Genomic DNA, 24,176 nt, shown 5'->3' with positions numbered 1-24,176 from the left:
TGATCTTGTCCAAAAACCGCTACGCAGTTTCTGGGATCACGCTGTAGCCGGGGAAGCTTGCCGATTTGACGGCTTATTTCTTGATGTAGACGGCTTCGTAGTCGATGACGCGAGTCGGATCGATGTAGATTTCGTCCGGGCCGCCCATGCGCTTCGACTTGGCGACAACGCGGCGCTCGTTGAAGACCGGGATCCACGGCGCATCCTTTTCCTGGATTTCCGTGAAGATATTCTTCCAGGCTTCAGCACGTTCGGCGGCCTTTGCCGGCACCGGCATAGCGTCGGCGGCCTGGGCGCGCGGCTCGATCTCCTTGTTGCAGTACCACGACCAGTTCCAGCCGCCTGCAACGGCGCTGCCGCAGGAGAGGATCGGTCCGTAGAAGTCGGAGGGATCCGGGAAGTCTGCGATCCAGCCGAGACCGCCCGACCAGACCATCGGTGCCTCGCCCTTGGTGCCGCCGGCGGCAATCACGTTCGGATTGGCGAGCGCCTTGAGTTCGACCTTGACGCCGATTGCTGCGAGATCCTGCTGAATCGCCTGGGCGATACGCGGCTGCGGATCGGTGTTTGAGGTGTAGAGCGTCGTCGAAAAGCCGTCCTTCAGGCCGGCTTCGGCGAGAAGTGCCTTGGCCTTGGCGACATCATAGGCATAGCCCTTGTAGTCCTTGTCGTAGCCGGCCATCATCGGCGGAAGGACCTGGCTTGCAGGCGTGGCGCGGCCGTTGATGATGCGGACGATGCGATCCTTATTGATCGCCATGTTAACGGCCTGGCGTACCTTGGCGTTGTCGAAGGGCGCTACCTGGGTGTTGAGTGTCACGTAGCTGGTTTCGAGCTGCTGGCGATCGACGATCATGCCTTCGAACTCGGGTGACTTCTTCATTTCCAGGAATTTCGCCGGCGGGATGCCGTCGCCGGCAATATCGACTTCGCCCTTCTGCAGACGAAGCAGCGCCACCAATGGCTCCTGGCCGATTTCAACGGTGTAGCCGTCGATATGCGGGCGATCCTTGATGAAGTAATCGGGGTTTTTCGCGAAAACCAGGCGCTGGCCGACCGTCCATTCCTTCAGGATGAAGGCGCCGGAACCAACCGGCTTCTTGCCGAAATCGCCGCCTGCCGCTTCGACCGCTTCCTTCGGCACGGCCGAGGCGAAGTTGAGCGCCAGCACGTTGAGGAATGTGGCGTCGGGTTGAACGAGGCTGATCTGGACGGTGTGGTCGTCAATGACCTTGATACCGTCCAGCGCCTGCGCTGTACCTGCCGTCATCGCGTCGGCGCCAACGATCGAGTGGAAGAAGCCGGCGCCAGGGCTCTGCGTCTTCGGATTGACAGCACGCTCGATCGAATATTTCACATCGGCGGCGGTAACTGCACGACCATTGGTGAACTTGGCGTCGGTGCGCAGCTTGAACGTATAGGTCTTACCATCCGGCGAGGCATCATAGCTTTCGGCGAGTGATGGCTTCAGCTCGGTCGTGCCGGGCGTGTAGTCGACCAGGCGCGAGAACATCGCGTTGATCATCGACCAGTTCTGCCAGTCGTAGCCGATCGCTGGGTCGAGCGTGGCGATGTCGTCCTTGTAGGTGACGGTGATGGTGCCGCTGTTGCTCGGCTCGTCGGCAGCATGGGCCGCGATCGCCGGTACGAGGGAGCTGGTGGCGAGCAGGGCGGCCAAAGCCGCTCGCCGCAGGAAAGTCTTGGTCATGAAAAGAACTCCTCTGTTGGTTTTGCTTGGTTATTGCGCGCGGATGCGCGGGTCGATGAAGGGGGCGATGAAGTCGGCGACGAGATTGCCGAGGACGATGGCGAGCGCCGAGGTCAGCGTCACGCCCATGATGATCGGGATGTCGACCTGCTGGATCGCCTGCCAGGCGAGCTGGCCGATGCCCGGCCAGCCATAGACCGCCTCGACCACCACAACGCCGCTCATGAACTGGCCGATATCGATGCCGATCATGGCGATGATCGGCAAGATGGCGTTGGGCAGCACATGACGGAAGATGACGCGCGTTGACGACAGGCCCTTGGCGCGTGCGGTGCGGACATAATCGTGATTCAGCACATCGATCATGGCCGAGCGCACCATGCGGGCATACCAGCCGGCGCCGAGTACGCCGAGCGTCAGCGCCGGCAGCACGACATGGCGCGCCGTGCCAAAGCCCGACATCGGGAACCAGCCGAGCGTGGCGGCGAAAACATAGAGCAGCAGCAGCGCCACGACGAATTGCGGTGAGGAGACGCCGACGAAGGAGAGCATCATCACCGTGCGGTCGACGAGGCCGCCGCGCTTGATGGCGGCGATGATGCCAAAGGTAAGGCCAAGGGCGACCTCGACGACGATCCCGGCCGCCATCAGGATGATGGTCGCCGGCAGGCGCGCCTGGATCAGCGGCAGAACGGCAGTCTTCTGTGTGTAGGAGCGGCCGAGATCGCCATGCAGCAGAGCGTCGAGATAGTGCAGGAACTGTATGATCAGCGGTTGGTCGAGGCCGAGCTCATGGCGAATGCCGGCCACCATTTGCGGCGTGGCGCTGCGCCCGGCGATCAATACGGCCGGATCCGCGGGAAGCGCATAGAGCAGCAGGAAGGTGATCGCCGCTACACCGAGGAGAATGAGCACAGTCTGCACCAGACGGCGGATGATGAGAAAGAACATTCAGCCTCTCCCCCGCTGCGTCGGATCGAGAATGTCGCGCAATGCGTCGCCGACGAGATTGAAGGAGAGGGCGGTCAGGAGGATGACCGCGCCGGGAATGAAAACGAGCCAGGGCGCATCCTGGAAATAGCTTTGGCTCTCGAAGATGATGTTGCCCCAGGAGGGTTGCGGCGGCTGCACGCCGATGCCGAGGAAGGAGAGGGTCGCCTCCAAGAGCACCGTGGTGGCGATGCCGAGAGTGCCCCACACGATCGCCGTCGGCATCAGATGCGGCAAAATATGCCGGACGAGGATGCGGAAATGGCCGGCACCGAGCGAACGCTCCGCCATGATGAAGTCGCGCTCCACCAGGCCGCGGGTCTCGGTGTAGACGATGCGGGCGACCTGCACCCAATTGACCAGTGCGATCACCATGGCGACGATCCACAGGCTCGGCTTCAGAAGGGCGGCCAGCACGATGGCGAGCAGCAGCGCCGGGAAGGCCATCATCAGGTCGGTGAAGCGCATCATCAGATTGCCGATGATGCCCCGCAGATAACCGGCGACTATGCCGACGAAGAGGCCAATCGCCACGGCGACGCCGTTGGCGACAAGACCGATGATCAATGAGGTCCGGGCGCCGAAAAGGAGGCGGGAGAAGAGGTCGCGGCCGAGCGTGTCGGTGCCGAGCAGGAAATGACCGTCCGGCGGCAACGGCGCGCCTTCGATCGACAGGCCGTCGAACATCTGGTCATCGGGGCTGAAGGGGGCGATCCACGGGGCGGCGATCGCCATCACCACGACAACAATGACAACCGCAAGCCCGAACAGCGCCGCCGGCTGGCGCAGCATAGCCTTGATCACATGCATCAGCTTGCCTCCGGCAGGGGTTCGGCACCGCCGACAATGAAGGCCGAAAGCTGTTCCATCGGCAGGCGACGGCGCATGGCGCAATCGCGCAGGATGGCGTAGGCGCGTTCTTCATCCAGGCCGCGCGCCGCCATCAGCTTCTGGACGGCGGCATGAACGAGCGGGCGCAGCCGTACGCGCTCTTCGAGATATTGCAGCTTCTCGGCGACCGCTTTGCGTTCCTCATGGATCGTGACTGCCATGACCAGGGCCGGATAGACGGCGGATGTGCTGACCGGTTTGGCGATGATTGCGCCGGCGCCCTGCTCCAGGGCCCAGGCAATGCGGCCGGGCGCTTCCGAGCCGAGCAGAGCCACGACCGGTAGCGGCGGATTGCCGCCGCTCCAGGGCAGGAGGTCGTCCCAACCCTGATCGGCATCGACAATGACCATATCCGGCAGCTCATGCGCGCCGATCGGCTCCCAGCGCAAGGACGTGCGCAGGCCAAGCAGCTTCAGCTGACGGATGAGCCGTTCGGTGTTGCTGTCTTCCCGATGCAGGATTGCGGCGTGCCAGCCGGTGAAGTTCGGCGTCTTTCTCATGACACCACCCTCAGCTTCGGCGATTTCGGGACTCGGCGGCCGGTGAGATAAGGATCAGCGGCGAGCGCTGGCCGCGAAGCGATGACGTCAAAGCCGTTGCCGCTGTTGATACGGCCGAGATGAAAGGGAAGAGCGGCGTGATTGGTCTCGGGATCGATCGCCAGCGGCCCAAGCAGCGTCGGCCAGGACACAGCGTGAAGCTGGCGGCGCACGGCCTGCGGCTCGTCGCTCCCGGCGGCAAGGATGGCCTCAATGCAGAGTTTGACGGCGGTGTAAGCACCGGCAAAGATGCTGGAAACGCGGCGGTCGGCGCCATAACGCGTCGCGACACGGGCCTTGAAAGCGAGATTGTCAGATGTGCCGATCGTGTCGAAATAGGAGGCGGCGCAGAGTTGGCCGACGGCCGCACCGGCGGCGATGTCCTCCAGCTCGCATTCCATCAGGTCGCAGCTGACGACAGGGCAATTTTCCGGCCGGAAGGCGGGATCGCGGTCGCCGAGCAGCTTGATCGCTTCGAGAAAGGCATAGCTCGACGGGCCGATGAGATTGTTGAGAATGAAGCTCGGACGGCGGCTCTCGATATCGGCGACGATGCGCTCAACGGCTGTTTCCTCGAGCGGCAGGTAACGCTCGCCGAGCACCTCTCCGCCCGCATTGGTGATGAGTTCGCGGGCAAGCCGGTTCATCTCCCAACCCCAGACATAGTTGGCGCCGACGAGATAGGGGCGTTTGCCGAAGCGCGGAATCAGATGCTCGAAGAGCGGCAGCAGATGCTGGTTGGGGCAGCCGCCGACATAGATGACATTCTCATTGGCCTCGAAGCCCTCATACGGGCACATGTACCAGAGCAGACCGTCATGCTTTTCGACAAGCGGAATGACCTCCTTGCGCGCCGCGGAGGTGATCGTGCCGATGATATGGCGGCAGCCTGCATTGCGCAGCATATGTTTCGCACCTTCGAGATAGGCTGCCATGTCTGCATGCGGATCGACAAAGGTTGGCTCTATCGCGCGTCCGCCGCCGGCCGCGAACTCCTCGATGGCGAATTCCGCGCCGTCGCGCGCATCGCGGCCCATGGAGCCATAAGGCCCAGAGGTCGAAAAGAGGATACCGATCTTCAGCGCGTCGTTCATCTCTCAGCCAAAAAACGAAAAACCCCACGACGCTGGTCCCATCGGCGATGGGGCGTCATGGGGCGAAACTGCCCGGCGACTATCAAAGTCATGTGATTGCAGATAAGTTCTGCCTAATCTGCAGGCTTGAGTAAAATACAGGCAACTTAGTTTTGTCAAGCCTTATTGGCGATGATCACCGTGCATAGCGGCTTTTGTTGAGCGCCAATTGGCAACTCCGGATGCGCGGACAATAACGCGGCTCATCGCCGTTTCCTCTGACTTATGGGGAAGCTCGATGGATCGTCGCTCCATGGGTTAAAAACTGCCGCGCCTGCATGGTTTACGTCGGCAATATTGCGAGTAGCGAGAAAGAGATCGAATTCTATGGCGGTGGCAGCCAACATTGTATCGATGACGGACGGAAAGTGCTTCGTCTGACGTTTGATCGTTCCGGAAATCATACCCCATCGCCGAATGACCGGATTACCGACCGGCAAAATTCGATCGGCAAAGCGCTCCAACAACATGTCGCGCGAAGCCAGATGACGAGAGCGATCCGGATGGTCATCCGGGAGATTGTAAATGCCTTTATCGTATTCAGCGATGGTGAGAACGCTGATGAAAAAGCTATCCTCGGGCTGACTGCGAGCCCATTCTTTTACAGAGGGCGCACCATTTCGATTGAGCAGCGATGAAACGACATTTGTATCGAGTAGCCAGCCGATCAAAGCTCGACATCCCTGCCGCTGTCGCTTTCACGTTCCACATTCAGGTCAGAAAGGCTGAGGCTTTCCATGAACTCAACGAAGGGCAACTTGGGCTTGGCTGGAGTCAAACGTTCGTAGTCCTCGACACTCATTATCACGACAGCCTCACGCCCACGAACGCTTACGTGCTGAGGGCCTTCGTCGCGGGCATGCCGGACGACCTCGCTGAATCGTGCTTTGGCGGCCTCCAGACTCCATCGACTGCTCTGGTGAACGCCAGCCTTCCCGCTCTTGGGGATATGTCTATTTTGCTTACTCATAGCTTCTACCTAGTCAGATAGTCAGTAGATAGCCTATTCGCGAGCAGTTTGCTAACAAATTCGCCAGTCATGGCGTGCCGAAGCCGCCTGGACCTCGCTCTGGTCCCTGCTCGAGAGCGGAGAAGGGGCGGGCCTCGTTTTGTTGCGTCGGTACGTCGAGATAGGTCATGATGTTGTCGACGTGGCTGACCTGCGAGCGCAGGCTGTCCAGCGACTTGCCGGTGAGGTTGGTGCCGGCCGGCAACTGAGCTGTCAGCGGGTTCTCATAGCGGCCGTTGACGCGCAGTTCGTAGTAGAGATGCGGACCGGTGGAATAGCCGGTGGAGCCGACATAGGCGATCACCTGGCCCTGGCTGACGCGCTCACCGACATGTAGGTCCGACGGCGTCGAAGAAATATGGGCGTAGGTGGTCTCGTAGCCACCGTCATGGCGAATGCGGACATACTTCCCGTAGCCCGTTTCCCAGGAAATCTTTTCGACGATACCATCGCCTGCGGCCATGATGGGGCTGCCCATTGGTGCGCGGAAATCGACGCCGTTATGGAATTTCCGGACGCCGAGGATCGGATGGACGCGCCAGGCGAAGCCGTCACCGAGCGTGCCGTTTGGTACAGGACGGTGAGTCAGCACCTTGGCGACCGAGTGGCCGCCCTCGTCATAAAACTCCGAGGGGCCTTCTCCGCCCTCTTTGTGCAGATAGAAGCGATGCGTGTCGCCATCGGTGTGGAACTCGATGAACATCAGTTCGCTTTTGCCATTGTCTGCCTTGCGGAACAGCAGATCGACGCTGTCGGGCGCGTCGCCACCCGTCAGTGAAACGTCATTTGCCTTGGCGAGCTTGATCAGCTGGTCGGCGCATTCGTCGGAAAGCCCCGCCTTCTGCAGCCTGATATGGATCGTCGACCGATCGTCGCTATTGACGCCCTTAAGGTCGACGGCGGCCACTTCCGAGGAGGAAGGCGCGTCGGCCTGGCTCTCGCTGTAGAGCGTGGAAAACAGCCGGTCGTCAGTGAGCGGCACGAAGCCGTCGGCGTCGTCGCGGGCGACGATGCGCTCCGGTGTTTTCTCGCCGCTGAGGCGGGCCATGATCAGTTTCGGCTGCGCGTCGGCGGTCTTTTTCTCCAGCAGCAGTTCCAGGCTGTCGCCGGGCGAAACCGTATCGGTTTCCAAGGCCCGCTGCAGCTCGTCGCCGGCGTCTTCGCCAAGACCGGCTGAGGCGAGGATATCCTGCAGGTCCTGCCGGTCCTTGGGCATGGAAACCAGTCTTTTGAATTCGCGGCCGGGTTCGCCCGTGGTCGCTTTCGAAACGCTGACGTTCAACGGCACGCCGCGGACGGGGAAGCGCGAACGCCGGACCGAGTCATAACGATTGGCATGCGGATAGATGCCCTGGCGGATATCTGCGAGCGAAGGCGGCGAGAACAGGCCGGCTTCGGATTGGGCATCGCCGCCATAGGCGGCATTGATGGCCGTAGCGTCTTCGCCGCCGGAGGGGTCGGTGTTCTCGGCTTTAAAGACCAGCGTCGTGCGGTGATAGGTGAAGATGCGGGTTTCGCCACTCGAGGTCTTTTCCGCCACCTGCGCAAAACGGGCGCCATCGAAACGGGGTTTCGTCGCGAGCCGATTGCCCTTGGGCAAGGCCGGCTGCGGCCGGATAAGCTGCGCCGTGTGCACTGGCACGGCCTGCTCGATCGTGTGGCGGCCAAGCAGCGGATAGAGAATGGTGGCGAGCAGGCCGAAGGAGGCGGTGCCCGCAAGGCTTATGGCGATCAGATGGCGAAGGTGCGCGGAGCGGGGCAGAAAAGGGATATGAAATTCGTGATGTGGCCGCGCCTGAATCGCAGCCTCTGCAGGAAATTGGACGCGCAATGGACTTTCGGCCATGAATTGAGGAACCCTGCAGAACTGCGGTGGGCCCAAACTAGGGCAAATCATGGCAAAATCTGGGCAAATATTACGAACCTGTTAATTACCGTGATCTTCCGCGGGTGCAGATTCGCGCGTTGCGGGTGATTCGTCAACCGAAGAGCGTGTCGTAAAGCAGCTTGAAATTCAGCGCCAGAATGACGCCCGCGACCAGCCACGAGAGGCTGGCAACGCCCCTTGAAACGGTGAATCTGCCCATTTTTTCGCGATCTGTGACGAATTGGACCAGCGGGATAACAGCAAAGGGCAATTGCATAGACAGAATGACCTGGCTCAGGACGAGCAAATCCGCGGTGCCTTTTTCACCATAAAATGCAGTAACAAAAACAACCGGAATAATTGCGAGGCCACGGGTCAAAAGCCGCCTTGCCCAGTGTGGAATACGCAGGCGGAGAAAGCCCTCCATGACGATCTGGCCGGCGAGCGTCGCCGTCACGGTGGAATTGAGGCCGGAGGCAAGGAGCGCCACGGCAAACAGCGTCGAGGCGATACCGAGGCCAAGCAGAGGCGAGAGCAGTTTGAAGGCCTGGCCGATTTCGGCGACATCGGAGTGTCCGCTATCGTGGAATGCGACGGCTGCGACGATCAGGATCGACGCGTTGACGAACAGCGCCAACATCAAGGCAATGGTGCTGTCGGCCGTCGCCCATTTGATCGCATCGCGGCGGCCCTCGTCGGTGCGCTTATAGGCGCGGGTCTGCACGATCGATGAATGCAGGTAGAGGTTATGCGGCATGACCGTCGCGCCGATGATGCCCATGGCAATGTAGAGCATCTCGTGATTGGTGACGATCTCCGGCGACGGAATGAAGCCTTTGAGGACGGCCGCGACGGGAGGAGCGGCGGCGGCGATCTGGATGGCGAAACAGACGGCGATCACGATCAGAAGCGCGATGACGAAGGCTTCAAGGAACCGGAAGCCCTTGTTCATCAGGAGCAGGAGCAGGAAGGCGTCCAGCGCGGTGATCAGCGCGCCGCCAATCAATGGGATGCCAAAGAGCAATTGCAGCGCGATCGCCGTGCCAATGACTTCGGCGAGATCGCAGGCGATGATGGCGAGCTCGCAAGCAAACCACAGAGCCAGATTGACCGGCCTCGAATAATGATCCCGACAGGCCTGCGCCAGATCGCGGCCGGTGACGATGCCGAGCCGGGCGGCAAGCGCCTGCAACAGGATCGCCATCAGGTTCGACAGCATGATGACCGTGAGCAGCGTATAGCCGAATTGCGCACCGCCAGCCAGATCGGTCGCCCAGTTGCCGGGATCCATATAGCCGACGGAAATCATATAGCCTGGCCCGAGGAAGGCGATCAGCCGTCGGATCCAGGTGCCGGCGTGCGGAACGTGAACCGTGGCGTTGACTTCCGGAAGGCTCGGCCGCGCACCCTCATCCGCGCTGGCAAATTTCCACGCGCGGGGTGCGGCCACTTCCTGAATCTGCGTCATGCGGAACTCCGGGATCGAATTACGATATGACTAAAGAAATATGCTGGATATCAACATTATGCAATAGGCTATATTTTATAGATGCGGCGTTGTGATGCGATGACGAAGTCGCCGCGAAATCATCATCCGCTTTCAAGATTGAAGCCCGTGCTATAAAGATTAAAATGAGTTTATCCGCGCCTCTAAAGCGCATCGCGATCTCTGGGATTCGCTCCTTGCGCTTTAGGCCCTTGATTTTGCGCATGTCGTTATCGCAAAACCGCTGCGCACTTTTGCGCGACATGCTTTAGGGAGCCGAACGCATTGCCAAAGAAAAGACTGTCAATCCATCGCGATGAACCGTTGCCGGATGCCGAGACGCATTCGGAGGGTTTTCGGCATACGCGAGAGGCCACGCGCGGCGCTCTGGTGGAGGATTATGTCGAGTTGATCGCCGATCTCATCGATGACGGCAATGAGGCGCGGCAGGTGGATATTGCGGCCAGGCTCGGCGTGTCGCAGCCGACGGTCGCCAAGATGCTGGCACGGCTCTGCGAAGACGGGCTCGTGTCGCGGCGGCCCTATCGCGGGGTTTTCCTGACGGATGCCGGCAACAATATTGCCCAGGAAATCCGTGCTCGCCACCAGACGGTCGAAGCCTTCCTGCGCTGGATTGGGGTCAGCGCCGAGACGGCGCGGATCGACGCCGAGGGGATGGAACATCATGTCAGCGCCGAAACACTGAAAGCCTTCCGCCGCACCATGCAGCGCGACGGATAGGCAGGGGGCCGAGTACTCTATTCCGCCGCGTCTTCATGCTTGGAAATGGAATCGCGCACCACCCCGTATTGGCTGCCCCAGCGGTCGGTCATCTCGGCTCGGATATCCCAGAGATCGGGGAAGAAGCGATGGTGGGCGCCGGCCTGCAACAATTCCACCGGCCGGCCCTTGAGGGATTTCGAGCCAAGACCGATCGAACGCTGGATCAGATAGATGTGGTTGGCGCGGAATTTCTGGAAGAGCTCATCGAACTCCGCCAGCGCTTCGGCGACGACATAGCTGTCGCCGTGATCGTATTTGCCGTCATAGACATCTTCGACCGTCAGCCCCGGCTTGTCGAGGTAGTGAGCCTTGAAGGCACGCCAGAGATCCGGCGGCATGCGCAGCAGAAACTTGAAGCCGGGTGATTCCTGGCCGCTGCCATTGCCGAGCTGCAGGCGGATCTGCTGATATTCCTTTGGCGACATGGTTTCGAGCAGATCGAGCTGCGCTGTCATCATCTTCATCAGTCGATGCACGCGGCCCATCAGCGTCACGACGCGATGCGTATTGTTCTCTTCGATGAAGGCGATCACATCGACCAGTGTGTAGGCGATGAGCTTCATCCAGAGCTCTTCCACCTGATGGACGATCTGAAACTGCAATTCGTCGCCATTGACCATCTCGTTCAACGGCTTCTGACAGGCAAGCAGCTTGTCGCATTGCAGGTAGACGCCGTAGTCGCGCAATTCAGGCGCCTCGATGCGCGTGTAATAGTCTTTTTTCTGCATCTTCGTTCCCTTTGTCCCGGCCTTCGGCCGCTAGCATCTTTGCCCTGATTGAAGGATACGAAATTTCTGCTTGAACATTGTTCCTAATTGTCATCCAAAATCGAGGACCGGGAGTACGGTCGGCTATAATTTGGGTAATGGAGAGAACGATGGACTTGGATGCGCTCGATCACAAAATCATTTCCGCTCTGGAAGCTGACGCCCGCATCTCCTTTGCCGCGCTTGCCGATCTCGTCGGTCTCAGCAAGACGCCGTGCTGGAAGCGGGTGAAGGCGCTCGAAGAGGCTGGCGTGATCAAAGGTTACCGGACGATCCTCGATCCGGCGCAGCTCGGCTTCGGTCTGGAAGCCTTCGTGCAGGTGTCGATCGATGTCGAGCTTTTCGAGGCGTTCGAAGCGGCCGTGCGCCGTCATCCGCTGATCTGGCGCTGTCACGCGACGACCGGGGAGGCCGACTATCTCCTGCATATCCTGGCCGCCGACATGGCAGCGCTAGACCGGTTGCTGCGCCAGGAACTGAACCGGCTGCCCGGTGTGCGTCATACGATGACGTCGATGTCGACGCGGGAGATCAAATCGGACATCTCGTTTGCCGACGCGGCGTGGCATATCGGGAGCAGCCGCTAAACCGCGCTTAGCCGCATCGAGCCTATCAAGCTGCGTACCAGCTTCTCGCCGACATCGACCACCGGAAACGACTTGCCCGAGCGGAGCCATTCGGCAAAGAGGCCGTTCATGGAGCATTGGAAAGCGCGGGCGGCGGCGTCGACGGTCCAGGCGGAAGCGAGCTTGCCTTGCCGATCGGCCATGTCGATCAGCTTCTGCAGCTTTTCGTACATTTCGGCATTGGCGGTGACGATGCGCTGGGCGACGTCGGAGGGATCCTCGGTGAATTCGCAGCCGAGAATCATGATGGCGAAGATGCGCTGCTGTTGCTCGTCATTTGCCAGGATATGCAGCACCTCGATCGAGCCCTGCTCGATCAAGCCGAGCGGATCGTCGTGCCCATGTTCCAGCGCGTGGTCGACGATTGCCTCCTGCGGCAGGCGGATTTCGCTGTGCAACGCCGTAAGCAGCTCAGCTTTATCCTTGAAATGCCAGTAGATCGCGCCGCGCGTCACGCCGGCGCGTTTGGCGATTTTGTCGAGGCTGGAACCGCTGACGCCGTTTTCGTAAAAAACTTGAGCAGCGGCAGCCAGTACCTCCTCCCTGGTCTTGGCTGCATCTTCCTTGGTTCTGCGCATGCTATCCCCCCGAATTTCCCGGCGGACGAGAAATTATTTCATCTCGCCTCATCACATTGATTTTACATGATATTCTCCAAGAACTGCCAGGCAGTTTTAGCGGTCATGCAAGTGGTCACGTCGATTTGATATTTACAATCATTCATGCATGTTTGTATGTTGCGCTGCAATAGAAAATGTTAAAACTCACGGTGATTTTCCATGACGGCGCATTCCTCCTTCTTTTTGCGCAGCGGCCTCATTGCGGCCGGAGTCCTCTTTTTCGGCGCGCTTTCCTCGCAAGCCCAGCAGGCCGGACAAATGCCGCCGCCGCAAGTGACTGTGGTCGACGTCAAGCCTCAGACCGTGCCGCTCACCTACGAATATGCTGCGCGCATCTCGGCTTATAGGCAAGTCGACGTCCGCGCCCGTGTCGGTGGTATCCTATTGAAAAGGAACTTCGTCGAAGGCGCCGAAGTCAAAGCCGGCGACGTGCTTTTCCTGATCGACCCCGCCCCCTACGAGGCTGCCCTTGCCCAGGCCCAGGCCCAATTGCAGCAAGCCCAGGCGCAATTGACCCAGGCGCAGCGTGAGGAAAAGCGCAACGTCAACCTCTTCGACCAGAATGCCGTCACACAAAAGGCGCGAGACGATGCGACGTCGGCGCGGCAGTTGGCGGAGGCTTCGGTCGCGGCAGCGCAGGCGCAGGTTCAGACTGCACAGCTCAATCTGGGCTACACCAAGGTCACGGCGCCGGTCGGTGGCATCACCAGCCTGGAACAGGTCTCCGAAGGCAGCCTGATCGGCACGACGGGCGATACTGGCCTGCTGACAAGCATCACGCAGCTCGATCCGGTCTATGTCAACTTCTCGTTCTCGGATACGGAAGCCGCCGAAGTGCGCCGGCTAATCGACCTCAAGAAGGCCAAGGGTCAAGCGCCTAACCTTGGCGTGAAGATCTCTTTCGGCGACGGCACGACCTATGACCATGACGGCGTTGTCGACTTCACCTCGTCCACCATCGATGTTTCGACGGGCACGCTGCAAGCCCGCGCCGTGGTCGACAACCCCAATCGCCGGCTGTTGCCCGGCCAGTTCGTGCGCGCCACCGTCACCGGTGTTTCGCTCGACAATGCCATCACCATTCCGGAAGTGGCCCTGATGCAGAGCCCGCAGGGCCAGTTCGTCTACACGATCGACAAGGACGGCAAAGCGCGTGTTAACCCGGTGACGCTTGGCCAGAAGGTCGGCAGCAACTGGCTGGTGCTGTCCGGCCTCAATGCCGGTGACAAGCTGATCACGGAAGGCATCATCAAGGTGCGCCCCGGCGCGCCGGTGCAGGCGGCCGAAGCTGCAACGCCTAATGATGCGAACAAGGTGGCGCAAAACTGATGTTGGGCAACAGGTTCTTCATCGATCGCCCCGTTTTTGCGGCGGTGATCTCGATCATCATCGTGCTTGCGGGCATCGTCTGCCTGCGCATCCTGCCGATCGCGCAATATCCCGAGCTGACGCCGCCGCAGGTGGTCGTCACCGCCAGCTATCCCGGCGCCAGCGCCGAGACGGTGGCCCAGACTGTTGCCGCACCGTTGGAGCAGCAGATCAACGGCGTCGAAAACATGCTTTACATGCAGTCGACGAACTCCAACAGCGGCGCGATGCAGATCACCGTCACCTTTGCGCTCGGCACTGATCCGGATCAGGCGGCGATCAACGTCAACAACCGCGTGCAGCGCGCCGTCTCGACGCTGCCGCAGGACGTGACCCGTCTCGGCGTCGTCGTCACCAAGCGCTCGACCTCGATTCTCGGCTTCGTTGCGATGTACTCGACCGACAGCCGCTACGACCGCGCATTCGTCGGCAACTACGCGCTGCTCAATGTCATCGATGATCTCAAGCGCATTCCCGGCGTCGGCGACGTTAACCTGCTCGGCGATATCGACTACTCCATGCGCATCTGGCTGCGGCCGGACAAGCTGGCGCAGTATAATCTGACACCGAGTGATGTCTCGACCGCTATCCAGGAGCAGAATTCGCAATTTGCCGCCGGCAGGTTCGGCGACCAACCCGACAACAATGCTCAGCCATTCACCTACACAGTGACGACGCAGGGACGCCTGCCGGATGTCGATGCTTTCGGCGACATCATCCTGCGTTCGGATGCCAATGCCGCGACACTGCGGCTGAAGGATGTGGCGCGCATCGAGCTCGGCACCAAGAGCTACTCGATCCAGAGCAGTCTGAACGGCACGCCGGCAATCCCGATCGCCGTTTATCTGCAGCCGGGTGCCAACGCGCTGAACACGATGTCGGCTCTGCGCGCGCGTCTCGACGAGCTGCAGAAATCCTTCCCGCAAGGGATCTCCTACCAGATCCCCTATGACACGACCAAGTTCATCCAGGTGTCGATCGAGGAGGTAATTCACACCTTCATCGAAGCAATCCTGCTTGTCGTCATCGTCGTCTTCGTCTTCCTGCAGAACTGGCGCGCGACGCTCATTCCCGTCATCGCCGTGCCGATCTCGATCGTCGGCACCTTTGCCGGCATGTATGCGCTCGGCTTCTCCATCAACCTGCTGACGCTGTTTGGCCTAGTGCTTGCCATCGGCATCGTGGTGGACGACGCCATCGTGGTGCTCGAAAACGTCGAGCGCCTGATGTCGACCGAGAAACTGTCGCCCAAGAAGGCGGCGATCAAGGCGATGGGCGAAGTGACCGGCCCGGTCATCGCCATTGTGCTCGTACTCTGCGCGGTGTTCATCCCGGTCTCCTTCATGGGCGGCCTTGCAGGCCAGATGTACAAGCAGTTTGCCGTCACCATCGCGATTTCGGTCACTTTGTCGGGTATCGTGGCGCTGACGCTGACGCCGGCGCTCTGCGCGCTGATCCTGAAGCCCGGCCATCATGAGCCGGTGTTGCCGTTCCGCATCTTCAATCGCGCCTTCGACCGGCTGACGCGCGGCTACACGGCGGGCGTCGCCTTCTTCCTGAAGCGTGCCCTGCTCGGCTGCGTGCTCGTCGCTGGCCTGCTCGGAGCGACCGGCTATCTCTTCTATACGCTGCCGGGATCGCTCGTGCCGGATGAAGACCAGGGCGTGCTGTTCGAACTCGCCATCCTGCCGCCCGCAGCGTCGCTGCCCCGCACGCAAGCGGTGATGGATCAGGCGCTGATCAACACCAAGAAGATCCCTGGGGTCGAAGACGTCTTCGCCGTTTCCGGCTTCGACCTGCTTTCGGGCGGCCTGAAAAGCAGCGCCGGCGTCGCCTTCGTGACGCTCAAGGATTGGAGCCAGCGCACGACGCCCGCGCTGGACGCCCGCAATCTCGCAGGTCCCTTGATCGGCGCCAATATGGGCATCAAGGACGCCATGGTGCTCGCCTTCAATCCGCCGCCGATCCAGGGCCTTTCGACCACGGGCGGTTTCGAAGTCTATGTCCAGGACCGCACCGGCAAGAGCGTTCAGGGGCTGGCCGAACAGACGAACAAGCTGGTGGCGGCCGCTTCCAAGCGGCCCGAGCTGGCGGCGGTACGCACCACGCTCGACACCAACGTGCCACAGTTCCGTGCCGACCTCGATCGCGAGAAGGCGAAGGCGCTCGGCGTGCCGATCAACTCGGTTTTCGACGCCATGCAGGCGACCTTCGGCAGCCTCTATGTCAATGACTTCACGCTTTACGGCCGTAACTATCAGGTCAACCTGCAGTCTGAAGCGCCGTTCCGTGAATCGCCCGACGATCTGCGCCAGGTCTTCGTGCGTTCCGACAGTGGCAAAATGATCCCGCTCGATACGCTGATCAAGGTGACGCGCGTCATCGGGCCGGATCAGTTGGAACGCTACAACGCCTTCAACGCCGCCAAGATCACCGGCAATCCGGCACCGGGCTATACGTCGGGCGACGCGATCAAGGCGATGCAGGAAGTGGCGGCACAGACCCTGCCCGATGGGTTCCAGATCGCCTGGACGGGCTCGGCCTATCAGGAGTTGGAAACCGGTGGCGCGGGCACGCAGGCAATGGTTTTCGGCATCATCATGGTGTTCCTAATTCTTGCCGCGCAGTACGAAAAATGGAGCCTGCCGCTCGCCGTCATCACCGCGATCCCCTTTGCGCTGTTCGGCGCCCTGCTCGCCACCTATCTGCGCGGGCTCACCAATGACGTCTATTTCCAGATCGGCATGGTGACGCTCATCGGTCTGGCGGCGAAGAATGCCATCCTGATCGTCGAGTTCGCGGTCCTGAAACGAAAGGACGGCATGAGCGCCGGCGAGGCGGCGCTCGAGGCGGCGCGCCTGCGCTTCCGTCCGATCGTCATGACCTCGCTCGCCTTCATTCTCGGCGTCGTGCCGCTGGCGATCAGCACCGGCGCGGGCTCCGCAAGCCGCCACGCCATCGGTACCGGCGTCATCGGCGGCATGCTGGCGGCGACCTTCATAGCCACCTTCTTCATTCCGATGTTCTACCGCTTGATCGCCTGGAAACAGCCGAAGCCGGAAGAGGACGACGAGGAGGAAGAGATCAGCCGCGGCCATGCTGAGGCGGCGGAGTAGGGACCAAGTGCGGCAATCGAATATCGATTTTGGAGATGGCGCCGTTGGGCGCCATTTTTACGATGTAAATCAAAGGATCTGTGGAAGAGGACTCGCCTGCCGATCCAGGGGTGAGACGCGGTCGAGCGCTCTGGGCCATAACAGAGGGCCGGCCGATGCACTTACGCAGCCGGCGGACTGATGAGCGTTAGTGACTTGAAGTAGGTCTGGAAGCGCTTCGTGTCGCGCGTGAGTACCGGGAGACCGCTGACGGCTGCATGAGCCCCGATAAAGAAATCGGGTAGGACACCGGTGCGCGTTCCACCAGCTCTCCGATATTGGCCGAAAACTTTGCCGGCAAGAAAAAGTGCCGCCCGTGGAATCGACAGGATGCCGATACCGGTCCCTGTAAGCAGATCGTCGAGATCTTCAATCCGTTCGTAGCGAACTGAAACCTCGGCATGGACAACGTCATTGATATAGAGGGGACCGGCGAGCGATGCGTTGTCGAGTTGGTCGACAGACCAGTCATACCAAACCGGATCATCCGTGATGATATCCAGAAGTATGTTGGAATCGACGAAAATCACCTCAGTCGTCGCCACGCGTCAGAGCCATAATCTCGTCCGTGCTCAGGCCTTTTCCGGCATGTCCTCGAAATTTGGCGAAGCGGCTAATCTGCTTATCCGCTTCCAGTGGAACCACGACGATGCTACCATCGGCAGCACGACGAAAATCGACCGGGCTCCGGGGCCGATTCCGAGGATATCGCGAACGGCCTTCGGGATCGTCACCTGTCCTTTTGCGGTTACGGTCGTACTCATGAGTGTCCCGCTAATGATTGGCAAAAAAGAAGTATTACTTTTGGTGGCGACTTTCAAGACGCCGGTCCGCTTGCCGATTCGGTAGCCGCCGAAGTAGGTGTTTCGCCGCAGCCATAAAAACTTAAGGCCCGGACATCCGGGCCTCATGCTCTGATCCCACCAAGGCCAGGGTGCGCCGTTACATCTTGGTCATGCCCTTTGAGGCATTTTCCATATGCGTTACACAAGTTTTGATCTTGTGCGCCTTCATGGCATCCTTCGCCATGGCTACCTGTTTGGTGGCGGCTGCTTTTTTCGTCTGATCGGTCATTCCATCCACCTTGGTCTGCAAGGCCGTGATGGAAGCGTCATCACATTTCACCGCGGATGCAGCATAGGCGGGCACGACGCCCGCAGCCGCAAACGCGGCCGCGATCAAAATGGATCTCAGCATGTGCATTTCCTCCGATTGGGCTTAATTGCCCTTTGAGCAAACGCATTCGCGGCATAGGTGTTCCGTCCTTGAAAGACCTGCGACAAATTAGACCATACTAACGCAATTCCGGTTCAGATTCCGGCATACCATTCATAGCCGCGATCCTCCCAAAAGCCGCCATTGCCGCCCCAGAGGTCGCTGAACTTGTCACGGATTTCGATGCGCATGACGTATTTGGCATGCTTGTAGCCAAGATGGCGTTCGACACGCAGACGCAGCGGCGCGCCATGGGCGACTTCGAGATCCTTGCCGTTCATCGAATAGGCGAGGATCGTCTGTGGATGGAAGGCGTCGATCAGGTCGATGCTTTCATAGTAGCGGCCGCTGCCGTCGAGCGTCTGCTCCAACTCGTCAGCGCAATAGAACACCGCATAGCGCGCGCCCGGTTTCAGCCCGGCGCTCTGGAGGATGAGGCCGAGCGGCACGCCGGTCCATTTGCCGATGGCGCTCCAGCCTTCGACACAGTCATGGCGGGTGATCTGCGTGCGCGACGGCAGTTTCTTCAGGTCGGCCAGCGAAAACTCCATCGGCTTGTTGACCATGCCGTCGATTTTCAGCTTCCAGGTGGAAAAGCCGTTTTCCACCATGGCGGCATAGTCCTCGCTGCCGGGGTTATCCGTGCCGTTCGAGCGGAAGGTCGGCGAGAGGTCCTTGTCGGTATATTCACGGGCAAGCGCCTGCGGCGAGACGAGCAGGCGTTGCGTGCCCATGGTCAGACCTTCGGCCAGCGCCAGAACCTTCTGGACATTCTGGTTCTCGGTGATGTCGTCGCAGCCGGTAAGACCGATGGCGCCGAGGCTGGCGGCGGAGCCGATGAGGAAGCGGCGACGGCTGACGATCTTGCTCATGCGTCCTCTCCTTCGGTGCGGATGGCGTAGCGGCCGGTCACCATGGAGCGTATGTTGTTCCAGAGGCCGGACAGGATGACCATCGCCACATGCACGAGGACGAAGAGCACGATCGTCCAGGCGGTGATGAAATGAATGCCGCGCGCGGTCTGCCGCCCGCCGAAAATATCGAGCAGAAACGGGTAGCCGGCATCGATGCCGGGCGACATGGTAAGCCCGGTCGCCAGCATCAGCGGTAACAGAATGAAAATGACGATCAGATAGGTGAGCTTTTGCAATGCATTGTAACGCTTTGCCTTCTCGCCTTTCGGGAAGCGCAGGCGGGCATGCTCGACGATCTCATGCCAGAGATTGCGCGGCGAGACTTCGGCGCCCGAGGGTGCCAGGTCGCGGCGGAAATGACCGGCGACAAAGCCATAGAGTAAATAGATCAGCCCGTTGAAGACGAAGAGCCAGGCGAAGAAGAAGTGCCAACGACGGCCGGCTGCCAGATCCTGGTAACTCGGGATCGTCGCCCAGGCGGGAAAAGCGCGCACGGTCCATTCACCATCCTCTTTCGAGGCGCCGAGAACGCCGGTCGTCGGGATCGTCAGGCTGCCGATACGGAAGGTGCCATAGGGCTGGGTGTCGCCGTCGGTGGCCGATATCTGCAGCCACGATGGATCGGCATTGGCGCCATATTGGCCCCAATACAGGGCGGGATGGGCGTTGAATATTTGCATGCCGCTCATCAGCAGCAGCGAAAGACAGAGCACATTCAGCCAGTGTGTCAGGCGGGTGACGATCGAATGCCGACGAATGTACATCGTCCGGGGGTGCACAGGCGGCGCACCGGTCGCATCGATGTCGGCCATCGCTAGGCTCCTCTCGAAATCTTCACTGAACCCAGGCTGCATAGTAGCACAAATCGACCGGAGAAGGCGCGGCGCTCCGTCAGCGAGAGAGCTGAATGCGGAGCGCCGTGGCAAGCCTCGCGGGCGGGTGCCGCCGGGCCTGCAAACTTCCCTTGGCGGGAAGATTACATCGGCGGAATGGTGCCGTTGACGCCAACGGCAACGCGATCGGCGGAAACCATGCCGTCGCCTGCGGTTTCGCCAGTGATAAAGACGCCGGCGCCAGTCTTCAGATCGTCCTTGGTGGCCGATGCGAAGGTCACGACAGGGGTTCCGTCCGGGATGTTGATTTTCTTCTCGCCGCCCTTATAGGTCAGCGTCAGCGTCGGGCCGTTGACCGACTTTACGGCGTTGGCAACCGTCGCGTTGGTCATCGAGCTGTTCGGCTTCGAATCCCAGGGGCGGTCACCCTCGCCGGTGCCCTTCATCGAGGCTGGAAAGATCACGACCTCGATGGCGCCGGCAACGCCGCTATCGGTCGGCTCGTTCGCAATGCCAACGAAATCGCCAGACTTGATGTCGGCCGCCGAGGCCTTGGTTACGCCGGTGACGCCCCAGCCGGATTTCAGCATCACGGTGACGTCCTTGCCGTCGCGAGACTTGACCTTGAGGGTATCGCCATCGAGGCTTTCGATCGTGCCGCGTACGCGGACTCGATCGGCGGCGTTGGCGCCCTGCAGGGCGGCGAGCGTTACGACCGCGCCGGCTGCCAATGCCAATACGCCCTTCGTCAGAAGCTTGCGATCCATGAATAGTCTCCCTTGCTATACCTACTAGTCGGTAGGCTTTTCGAGATAGCGGCCGAGGCCAGCCAACAAAATTCCTTGCATGAGAGAACTGGGAAAGATCCTCATCTCAATGCAACGGCGAGATCCTATCTACCACTCGGTAGCTCCGCCAATCAAACAAGCGTGAGAGTAGCGTTACCCGTTAAGACAACGGAAAATTGATAATTTTAATGGCGAACTGCTAGAGCGCCGCGCGTTCATTTGAACGCGCAAAGGTCGCTCTAATCTTTTGAATCTAGAGCATCTTATCCGCTTTTAGGTGATTCCGCCTGACGCGGGATGCTCTAGCCGGTCGAACAGCGGTTCGACGACGGTGGCAAAGACTGTGGGATCGCCATAGGCTCGCGCCGAGAGCATGGCGCCATGTACGGTCGCCATGAAGGAGAGGGCTTCCTCCGCGGCCGGACGCGGCAGAACAAATCGGCCTTCGGCCTCCCCTTGTTTCATCACGGCCGCAAGCCAGCCTGCGAGATCGCGAAAATGGCCGCGTACTTCGACGGCGACATCGGCTGGCAGCACCGGCAGCTCGGCGGCCAACATGGCGCAGATGCAGAAGGGGGCGGTGTTGTCTGTGATGCACGCTTCCCAGAAGCCTGTATAGGCCCGAAGGCGGGCGATGGGATCGGCAATATTGGCATCAGCCCTGGCGAGGCCCTGCCGCGCCTCTTCCCGATAGCGCGCCACGACGATCCTAACGAGATCGGCCTTGGTCGGAAAATGGTGATGGATGCTGGCCTTGCGAATGCCGACCTCTGCGGAAATGTCGGCGAAGCTGAAGCTATTGTAGCCGCCCGCGATGATCAGGCCGCGTGCCGATTGCACGATTTCGTCTGCTTTTGTCGAAATATTGCTCATCCGTTTTGCCTACCTATTGGTAGGGTGCCTGTCAAGCCTGTAGAACTGCAGACCGAACTCACCGGGAGAGTACAGCGACATCGGTTTTTTGAACCGGCTGTTCTTGCCTTCACGAAACCTGGAAATTCTCGGGCTACGGTTGGAACTTTCAAACCTTATACAACGTTTCAGCCATAAGGCTGGTTGCCTGATAATCCCCTTGCTGTATCTGTAGACGTCGAACTCGGACGATTGGAGGACCGAAATGATCGCGATTCGTCCACTTTTGATCGGCCTGACCCTTATTCTGGCGCTGGTGCTGGTTGCACTCAGCATCCTGTTGGTCAATCCCGTGCGGCCTATCCGTCAATCCGATAATCTTATCCCATGCAGGCCGAGCCTGCGCAGCGTCAGTAGCATCGCAGGTTTCAGCTGGACGGCGTGAAACGCGCCACCAACGTATGACGGTCGCCGGGGTAGGTGAGACGAACATGGGTGATTGGGCCGAGGCCGCTCCAGGTGCGTCGCTCGATGACCAGGCAGGCGGTGCCCTTGGCAATATCCAGGTTGGCAGCCGCTTCGCTGTCCGCGGGAATGGCGCGGATCTGGTGTTCGGCCGTGCTCCAGGGTACCTGATTGATTAGCCACGGCCCGGGCGGTAATTCATCGAAATCGACCTGCTCCGCCTCCGGTACGGCGTTGAGATTAATTACGCGGTCCTCCAGACAGAAGGGCCGTTGACCGGCATAGTGGATGCAGGTGATTTCCAATACCGGGACTGCGCCGGCAAACTGCAGTCGCCGCCCATCCTCGGGGCGACCCTTGCGCTTGGCACGCTTCACGATCCTGTGGGAGTAGGGCAGATTCAGCGACAGGATTTCCGACTTGATGTCGTGGATTTCCAACACCGCCGACTGCGCTTGCGGCTGTGTGACGAAACTCCCCGAGCGCTTGCGCCGCTCGATCAACCCGGCCCGGGCGAGCTGCGTCAGCACCTTGTTCACCGTCATGCGCGAACAATCATATTGTTCCGCCAGCGCAAGCTCGAAGGGAATCCGATGGCCGGGCGGCCAATCGCCGGAAACGATCCGGCTCTCGATATCGCTCAGGATACGCTGATGCAGGGTCGCCTCTTTGCCTGTGGTCATGCCGTCGACCGCTTCCTCGTGAGATCTGGGATTCGCCGCTTTATTGTTTAGGTTCCAGTATGCCGTGAGGAAAAGCTCTTTTTCAACCGATTAGTTCGGTCATTGCAGCGCGGAATCGTGCGGAAATTGTTTCCCGTCTGTTGTGCCGCCCGCCTTCGACCTGTTTGCGGCCCCGCGCCCAAACACTGTCCACGGCCACGCCGCCCGCAAATATCCACTGATCGAGGATCTGGTCGCCGGAGAGATAGGGAGCGCTGCTCACGTCGAGTGAAACCATATCGGCGTAGTGTCCGATCGAAAGCCCGGACGGAGCATTCAATGCCGTACCGCCACCGGCAAGCGCGTGACCAAACAGTGCGCGCGCGGTCGAACCGCCCGGTGTGGCGACGACATTGCGGGCCCTCAGCGCCAGGCGCTGGGAATATTCCAACTGCCGCAGTTCTTCGGGGACGGAAATCAGGATATTGGAATCCGAGCCAATGCCATAGCGGCCGCCTTCCTCCAGGAACAGGGGTGCTGGAAAAGTGCCATCGCCGAGATTGGCTTCCGTTACCGGGCAAAGACCGGCAATCGCGCCGCTTTTAGCCATCCGCCGGGTTTCGTCGTCGGTCATGTGGGTCGCATGGATCAGGCACCAGCGCGCGTCGACCGGGGCGTGATCCAGCAGCCATTCGACCGGCCGTGCACCGGACCAGGCGACGCAATCCTCGACCTCCTTCACCTGTTCGGCGACATGGATGTGGATAGGCCCGTCGCCGGCGAGCGATACGAGTTGTGTCAGCTCTTCGGGCGTCACTGCCCGCAGGCTATGCGGGGCAAGACCGAGTTCGGCGCCCGGCAACCGGTCAACGACCGTCCGGCAGCCGGACATCAGCGCTTCGAACCGATCGAGCGAATTGATGAAGCGCCGCTGGCCATCGATGGGGGCGGCACCGCCAAAGCCAGAATGCGCGTAGAAGACCGGCAGCAGCGTCAGGCCGATACCGGTCTCAGCGCTTGCCGCGCCTATGCGTCCGGCCAGTTCGGCGATGTCAGCATAGGGGCTGCCGTCCTTGTCGTGATGCAGATAATGAAACTCGCCGACACGGGAAAAGCCGGCTTCCAGCATTTCCATATAAAGCTGCGCGGCCACCGCCTCGACATGATCGGGGGTCATCGAAAGCGCGAATTTGTACATGACGGTCCGCCAGCTCCAGAAGCTGTCGTTTGCCGGGCCTCGGACTTCGGCAAGCCCGGCCATGGCTCGCTGAAAGGCATGGCTGTGCAAATTCGGCATCGCAGGCACCAGAACGTCATGGCGCTCGTCGCCGACCTCAGGCGCAACATCAGTCTCGATCTCGGTGATGCGACCATCTGCCAGGGTTAGCCGGGTATTCTGTTGCCAGCCATCCCGAAGCAATGCCGAACGTGCGTGAAGTTTCGTCATGGTCCAACCCTTTCCTTTTGGATGCAGAATCCAAAATCCCTCTTGTCAGTCTTTTATT

Annotated in this window: 24 protein-coding genes and 1 pseudogene; 5 read left to right on the top strand and 20 right to left on the bottom strand. The window is 60.3% G+C overall.

Features of this window, described 5'->3' with window-relative positions; all coding sequences use genetic code 11:
* Positions 1–73: 73 nt before the first annotated feature.
* The 9 genes from CCGE525_RS20900 to CCGE525_RS20860 form a co-directional block, all read right to left on the bottom strand.
* Positions 74–1,708, bottom strand: coding sequence for an ABC transporter substrate-binding protein (locus CCGE525_RS20900; RefSeq protein ID WP_120705965.1), 1,635 nt, complete (start codon positions 1,706–1,708; stop codon positions 74–76).
* Between the two features lie 30 nt (positions 1,709–1,738).
* Positions 1,739–2,659 (bottom strand): ABC transporter permease, encoded by a 921-nt coding sequence (locus CCGE525_RS20895; RefSeq protein ID WP_120705964.1) that lies wholly within the window; start codon positions 2,657–2,659, stop codon positions 1,739–1,741.
* The gene (locus CCGE525_RS20890) at positions 2,660–3,508 is read right to left on the bottom strand and encodes an ABC transporter permease (protein WP_120705963.1); all 849 of its coding nucleotides are present in this window, start codon (positions 3,506–3,508) and stop codon (positions 2,660–2,662) included.
* Entirely contained in the window at positions 3,508–4,089 is a 582-nt protein-coding gene (locus CCGE525_RS20885) for an ANTAR domain-containing response regulator (RefSeq protein WP_120705962.1), read from the bottom strand. The genes CCGE525_RS20890 and CCGE525_RS20885 overlap by 1 nt, the downstream gene beginning before the upstream one ends.
* Complete coding sequence (locus CCGE525_RS20880) at positions 4,086–5,222, bottom strand: transporter substrate-binding protein (protein WP_120705961.1); 1,137 nt, start codon at positions 5,220–5,222, stop codon at positions 4,086–4,088. Before CCGE525_RS20880 ends, CCGE525_RS20885 begins: the two co-directional genes overlap by 4 nt.
* A gap of 242 nt (positions 5,223–5,464) precedes the next feature.
* Positions 5,465–5,932 (bottom strand): type II toxin-antitoxin system VapC family toxin, encoded by a 468-nt coding sequence (locus tag CCGE525_RS20875; protein ID WP_120705960.1) that lies wholly within the window; start codon positions 5,930–5,932, stop codon positions 5,465–5,467.
* Positions 5,929–6,231, bottom strand: a complete 303-nt coding sequence (locus CCGE525_RS20870) for a type II toxin-antitoxin system Phd/YefM family antitoxin (protein WP_120705959.1) — start codon at positions 6,229–6,231, stop codon at positions 5,929–5,931. Before CCGE525_RS20870 ends, CCGE525_RS20875 begins: the two co-directional genes overlap by 4 nt.
* Positions 6,232–6,298: 67 nt before the next feature.
* Positions 6,299–8,116, bottom strand: a complete 1,818-nt coding sequence (locus CCGE525_RS20865) for a M23 family metallopeptidase (RefSeq protein ID WP_120705958.1) — start codon at positions 8,114–8,116, stop codon at positions 6,299–6,301.
* Positions 8,117–8,249: 133 nt separating this feature from the next.
* Positions 8,250–9,605, bottom strand: a complete 1,356-nt coding sequence (locus tag CCGE525_RS20860) for an Nramp family divalent metal transporter (RefSeq protein ID WP_120705957.1) — start codon at positions 9,603–9,605, stop codon at positions 8,250–8,252.
* 303 nt (positions 9,606–9,908) lie between these two features.
* On the opposite strand from CCGE525_RS20860, the gene mntR reads away from it, so the two are divergent.
* A complete protein-coding gene (mntR, locus tag CCGE525_RS20850) occupies positions 9,909–10,364 on the top strand; it encodes a manganese-binding transcriptional regulator MntR (protein WP_205587407.1) in 456 nt (151 codons plus the stop codon).
* Between the two features lie 17 nt (positions 10,365–10,381).
* On the opposite strand, the gene CCGE525_RS20845 is transcribed toward mntR, so the two are convergent.
* Positions 10,382–11,134, bottom strand: a complete 753-nt coding sequence (locus CCGE525_RS20845) for a tryptophan 2,3-dioxygenase family protein (protein WP_120705955.1) — start codon at positions 11,132–11,134, stop codon at positions 10,382–10,384.
* 149 nt (positions 11,135–11,283) lie between these two features.
* Here CCGE525_RS20845 and CCGE525_RS20840 point away from each other — a divergent pair, with 149 nt between their 5' ends.
* The gene (locus CCGE525_RS20840) at positions 11,284–11,760 is read left to right on the top strand and encodes an Lrp/AsnC family transcriptional regulator (protein WP_120705954.1); all 477 of its coding nucleotides are present in this window, start codon (positions 11,284–11,286) and stop codon (positions 11,758–11,760) included.
* Here CCGE525_RS20840 and CCGE525_RS20835 read toward each other — a convergent pair.
* A complete protein-coding gene (locus CCGE525_RS20835) occupies positions 11,757–12,377 on the bottom strand; it encodes a TetR family transcriptional regulator (RefSeq protein WP_120705953.1) in 621 nt (206 codons plus the stop codon). The two genes, CCGE525_RS20840 and CCGE525_RS20835, sit on opposite strands and share 4 nt — an antisense overlap.
* A gap of 201 nt (positions 12,378–12,578) precedes the next feature.
* Here CCGE525_RS20835 and CCGE525_RS20830 point away from each other — a divergent pair, with 201 nt between their 5' ends.
* Positions 12,579–13,748: an efflux RND transporter periplasmic adaptor subunit gene (locus CCGE525_RS20830; protein ID WP_120705952.1), complete on the top strand. Its 1,170-nt coding sequence runs from the start codon at positions 12,579–12,581 to the stop codon at positions 13,746–13,748.
* The gene (locus tag CCGE525_RS20825; RefSeq protein ID WP_120705951.1) at positions 13,748–16,903 is read left to right on the top strand and encodes an efflux RND transporter permease subunit; all 3,156 of its coding nucleotides are present in this window, start codon (positions 13,748–13,750) and stop codon (positions 16,901–16,903) included. Before CCGE525_RS20830 ends, CCGE525_RS20825 begins: the two co-directional genes overlap by 1 nt.
* 161 nt (positions 16,904–17,064) lie before the next feature.
* Here the strand turns inward: CCGE525_RS20825 and CCGE525_RS20820 are convergent, their stop codons facing one another.
* From CCGE525_RS20820 to CCGE525_RS20790, 7 genes and pseudogenes are all read right to left on the bottom strand, one after another.
* Positions 17,065–17,472 carry a type II toxin-antitoxin system VapC family toxin gene (locus tag CCGE525_RS20820; RefSeq protein ID WP_120706526.1) on the bottom strand — a complete coding sequence of 136 codons (408 nt, stop codon included), beginning with the start codon at positions 17,470–17,472 and terminating at the stop codon, positions 17,065–17,067.
* Between the two features lies 1 nt (position 17,473).
* Positions 17,474–17,706, bottom strand: a pseudogene (locus CCGE525_RS20815) (AbrB/MazE/SpoVT family DNA-binding domain-containing protein).
* Between the two features lie 178 nt (positions 17,707–17,884).
* The gene (locus tag CCGE525_RS20810; protein ID WP_120705950.1) at positions 17,885–18,139 is read right to left on the bottom strand and encodes a hypothetical protein; all 255 of its coding nucleotides are present in this window, start codon (positions 18,137–18,139) and stop codon (positions 17,885–17,887) included.
* A gap of 113 nt (positions 18,140–18,252) precedes the next feature.
* A complete protein-coding gene (locus CCGE525_RS20805) occupies positions 18,253–19,029 on the bottom strand; it encodes a molybdopterin-dependent oxidoreductase (RefSeq protein ID WP_120705949.1) in 777 nt (258 codons plus the stop codon).
* Positions 19,026–19,883 (bottom strand): cytochrome b/b6 domain-containing protein, encoded by an 858-nt coding sequence (locus CCGE525_RS20800; RefSeq protein WP_120705948.1) that lies wholly within the window; start codon positions 19,881–19,883, stop codon positions 19,026–19,028. Before CCGE525_RS20800 ends, CCGE525_RS20805 begins: the two co-directional genes overlap by 4 nt.
* Positions 19,884–20,047: 164 nt before the next feature.
* Positions 20,048–20,671 (bottom strand): single stranded DNA-binding domain-containing protein, encoded by a 624-nt coding sequence (locus tag CCGE525_RS20795; RefSeq protein WP_120705947.1) that lies wholly within the window; start codon positions 20,669–20,671, stop codon positions 20,048–20,050.
* Positions 20,672–20,965: 294 nt separating this feature from the next.
* A complete protein-coding gene (locus tag CCGE525_RS20790; RefSeq protein WP_120705946.1) occupies positions 20,966–21,565 on the bottom strand; it encodes a TetR/AcrR family transcriptional regulator in 600 nt (199 codons plus the stop codon).
* Positions 21,566–21,809: 244 nt separating this feature from the next.
* Between CCGE525_RS20790 and CCGE525_RS20785 the strand changes: the two genes are divergently transcribed.
* Positions 21,810–21,989: a hypothetical protein gene (locus tag CCGE525_RS20785; RefSeq protein ID WP_120705945.1), complete on the top strand. Its 180-nt coding sequence runs from the start codon at positions 21,810–21,812 to the stop codon at positions 21,987–21,989.
* Here CCGE525_RS20785 and hutC read toward each other — a convergent pair.
* Positions 21,973–22,692, bottom strand: a complete 720-nt coding sequence (hutC, locus tag CCGE525_RS20780) for a histidine utilization transcriptional repressor HutC (RefSeq protein WP_120705944.1) — start codon at positions 22,690–22,692, stop codon at positions 21,973–21,975. The genes CCGE525_RS20785 and hutC overlap by 17 nt on opposite strands.
* A gap of 82 nt (positions 22,693–22,774) precedes the next feature.
* Complete coding sequence (locus tag CCGE525_RS20775) at positions 22,775–24,118, bottom strand: formimidoylglutamate deiminase (protein WP_120705943.1); 1,344 nt, start codon at positions 24,116–24,118, stop codon at positions 22,775–22,777.
* Between the last annotated feature and the right edge of the window lie 58 nt (positions 24,119–24,176).

Source organism: Rhizobium jaguaris (assembly GCF_003627755.1).
Classification (GTDB): Bacteria; Pseudomonadota; Alphaproteobacteria; order Rhizobiales; family Rhizobiaceae; genus Rhizobium; species Rhizobium jaguaris.
This window is presented reverse-complemented; position numbering and strand designations above follow the sequence as displayed.